Below are 261 nucleotides of genomic sequence, written 5' to 3' on the forward strand. Positions count from 1 at the left end.
GAATTTGCCGAAGGTGACCTGCAAGCCTGACCAGCCGCGCCAATAGGCGGCGAGGCTGAAATTGCGCGGCCATAGCGAGGTGGTGCCGAAGATGTCGCTGTCCGGCTTGAACGAGCTCGCCAGCATCCACAGCAGCGGATACAGCATGGCGATCGAGGCGAGGCACAGCACGACGTGATAGATGAGCGCGCGTCGGCGTGGATTGCGCGGGGGCGAAACGTCATCCGGTGTCGCGAGATCAGCCATCGTAATGCACCCAGT

1 pseudogene is annotated in these 261 nt (G+C 62.5%); it reads right to left on the reverse strand.

The features are described 5' to 3' along the window. A pseudogene (locus C1X29_RS30065) lies at window positions 1-246 on the reverse strand (hypothetical protein); the annotation flags it as partial. Window positions 247-261: the final 15 nt, after the last annotated feature.

The organism is Pseudomonas sp. GW456-12-10-14-LB2, assembly GCF_002884345.1.
Taxonomy (GTDB): Bacteria; Pseudomonadota; Gammaproteobacteria; order Pseudomonadales; family Pseudomonadaceae; genus Aquipseudomonas; species Aquipseudomonas paraglycinae.